The sequence below is a fragment of the Streptomyces sp. NPDC059080 genome, assembly GCF_042739975.1.
GTDB classification, from domain to species: domain Bacteria; phylum Actinomycetota; class Actinomycetes; order Streptomycetales; family Streptomycetaceae; genus Streptomyces; species Streptomyces benahoarensis.
The window spans coordinates 1-2,821 of the sequence record NZ_JBHYGX010000014.1 but is presented as its reverse complement, the minus strand read 5'-3'; the positions used below and the strand labels follow the sequence as shown (position 1 = coordinate 2,821).

At 74.3% G+C, this 2,821-nt stretch carries 3 protein-coding genes; 1 reads left to right on the top strand and 2 read right to left on the bottom strand.

Features of this window, described 5'->3' with window-relative positions; genetic code table 11:
- Positions 1 to 440: 440 nt before the first annotated feature.
- Positions 441 to 1,379 (top strand): beta-ketoacyl-ACP synthase III, encoded by a 939-nt coding sequence (locus ACFWWQ_RS14015; RefSeq protein WP_384595192.1) that lies wholly within the window; start codon positions 441 to 443, stop codon positions 1,377 to 1,379.
- A 31-nt stretch (positions 1,380 to 1,410) separates the two neighbouring features.
- Here ACFWWQ_RS14015 and ACFWWQ_RS14010 read toward each other — a convergent pair whose 3' ends face one another.
- Both ACFWWQ_RS14010 and ACFWWQ_RS14005 read right to left on the bottom strand, forming a co-directional pair.
- Positions 1,411 to 1,632 (bottom strand): hypothetical protein, encoded by a 222-nt coding sequence (locus ACFWWQ_RS14010; protein ID WP_143943424.1) that lies wholly within the window; start codon positions 1,630 to 1,632, stop codon positions 1,411 to 1,413.
- 94 nt (positions 1,633 to 1,726) lie between these two features.
- Positions 1,727 to 2,641 carry a glutaminase gene (locus tag ACFWWQ_RS14005; protein WP_384595188.1) on the bottom strand — a complete coding sequence of 305 codons (915 nt, stop codon included), beginning with the start codon at positions 2,639 to 2,641 and terminating at the stop codon, positions 1,727 to 1,729.
- Between the last annotated feature and the right edge of the window lie 180 nt (positions 2,642 to 2,821).

The following is a 2,821-nucleotide window of genomic DNA, read 5'->3' as shown; positions in this document are numbered from 1 at the left end:
GGGCCACCCCCCCCGGCATCGCGCGGCCCCACCCCCCCCCCCGGGCCCCCCGCCGGCCCGGGGCGGGGGGGGGGGGCCCGGCGCGGGGGCCCGGGGGGGGGGCCCGGGCCGGGGCGGCCGGGCCCCCGCCTCCGTCGTACGGGGTGGCGTACGGACCGGGACGGCGTACGGACCAGGACGCCGTACGGGCCGGGACGCCGTACGGACCAGGGTGGCGTACAGCTTGCGGCCGGGTTCGCGCACCGGGTGCGGCCGGGCCCCGGGGCGCCCACGGCCGTCCCGCGCGCCCCCGGCCTCGTCACACGCGCCCGCGGGGCCGGGCCCGGTAGGCGTCGGATCTCTCCAGAGAAGACGGCGGAAGATTGGCGGTTCTCGCAAGGGGTGCTCGCCCGCCGCGCGTCACACTTGTCGCACGACACCCCAGGTCCGGAGGGTATGACATGCCAGGTTCACGCGTTCTCGCGGTCGGCCACCATCAGCCACCGGGCGTGCTCACCAACCACGATCTCGCCACGATGGTGGAGACCGACGACGCCTGGATCCGCAGCCGCGTCGGCATCCGCACCCGGCACATCGCCGGGCCCGACGAGACCGTCGACGCGATGGCGGCCCAGGCCGCGGCGAAGGCCCTCGCCTCCAGCGGCGTCCCGCCCGAGGACATCGACCTCGTCCTCGTCGCGACCTGCACGGCGACCGGCCGCAGCCCGAACACCGCGGCCCGCGTCGCGGCCACCCTCGGCCTGGCGGCCCCCGCGACGATGGACATCAACGTCGTCTGCTCCGGCTTCACCCACGCCCTCGCCACCGCCGACCACGCCATCCGCGCCGGGTCCGCGAGCCGGGCGCTGGTGATCGGCGCCGAGAAGTTCACCGCCGTCGCCGACTGGACGGACCGGACGACCTGTGTCCTGGTCGGTGACGGCGCGGGCGCCGCCGTGGTCACCGCGTCCGAGGAGCCGATGATCGGCCCGGTGCTGTGGGGTTCGGTGCCCGAGATGGGCCACGCGGTCCGCATCGAGGGCGAACCGGCCCGTTTCGCGCAGGAGGGCCAGACCGTCTACCGCTGGGCCACCACCCAGCTCCCGGCCATCGCCCGCCAGGTCTGCGAACGCTCCGGCATCACCCCCGCCGACCTGGCCGGGGTCGTGCTCCACCAGGCCAACCTGCGGATCATCGAACCGGTCGCCCGGAAGATCGGCGCGGTCAACGCCGTCGTCGCGCGGGACGTCGTGGACTCCGGGAACACTTCGGCGGCGTCGGTGCCGCTGGCCCTGTCCAAGCTGGTCGAACGCCGCGAGATCGCCGCGGGCGACCCGGTCCTCCTCTTCGCCTTCGGCGGCAACCTCTCCTACGCGGGACAGATCATCCACTGCCCCTGACCAGGGCGGACAGCACCGGAGACACCTGCGCTCAGGGCACCTCGCGCAGGTACATCGCACCGCAGGAATGGCAGAACGGCTCGCCCTCGGGCGTGCCCCAGAGATCGGCCGGCTGGGTGGCGGCGGACTCCCCCAGGATCCGGCCGCACATCGCCTTGATCCCTTCGAAGCGGACCATGTGCCAGATCTTGACCGGGGATTCCGGCCCCGGCGTCACGCCGTCCTCGTACTCCGCGCGCATCTCGTGCTCCATGGCGGTGCACCTCCTACGCCCACGATGCGCCAGGAAGATCGCCGCCACAACGCGACCGGCGCCGGGCGGGCGCCCCCTGGCCGGGCCCGGCGGCTCAGAACACCGACCAGCCGGTGAGCGTCGTGAAGTGGTCGAGCGCCGCGGCACCGGCGACGGAGTTGCCGCGCCGGTCCAGACCCGGGCTCCATACGCACAACGTGCAGCGGCCCGGTACCACGGCGAGGATCCCGCCGCCGACGCCGCTCTTGGCGGGCAGCCCCACCCGGTAGGCGAACTCCCCCGCCGCGTCATAGGTGCCGCAGGTCAGCATCACCGCGTTGATCCGCTTGGCCTCCCGCGCCTCCAGCAGCCGGGTCCCGTCGGCGCGCAGCCCGTGCCGCGCGAGGAAGCCCCCGGCCGTCGCCAGATCCCGGCAGCTCATCTCTATGGAGCACTGCCAGAAATAGTGCTCGATGACGCTGGGGACCGGATTCTCCAGATTCCCGAACGACGCCATGAAGTGCGCAAGCGCGGCATTCCGGTTCCCGTGGTCGGCCTCCGAATCGGCCACCGCCTGGTCGAAGGCGAGGTCCTCGTTGCCGCTCTCCTCCCGCAGGAAGTGCAGCATCGTCGTACTGGCGTCACCGGTGAGGGTCTGGAGGCGGTCGGTGACGACGAGCGCGCCCGCGTTGATGAACGGATTGCGCGGAATGCCGTTCTCCCACTCCAGCTGCACCAGGGAGTTGAACGGCGTACCCGACGGCTCCCGGCCCACCCGGGACCAGATGTCGTCGTCGTGGGCGTGCGCCATCACCAGCGCCAGCGAGAACGTCTTCGAGATCGACTGCACGGAGAACGGCGTCTCCCAGTCGCCCGCCCCGTACACCGCGCCGTCGATGTCGACCAGGGCGATCCCGAACCGGTCCGGGCTGACGCGTTCGAGCGCCGGGATGTAATCGGCGACCTCGCCCTGCCCCGCATACGGCCGCGCATAGGCCGCGACCTCGTCAAGAACGGCCTGGTAGTCCATGGCGGTCACGCTAACCCGGCCGTTCCCGCGCCCCGCAGCGGGGCCCGCCTTACCGCGCCCGGCTGCGGGGCGCAGGCCCCGGGCGCGGGGCCCGGCCCCCGGCCCCCGCCCCCCCCACCGCCCCCCCCCCCCCCCCCCCCCCCCCCGGTGGCCCGCCCGGCGACGCGGGCCCCGCCCGCC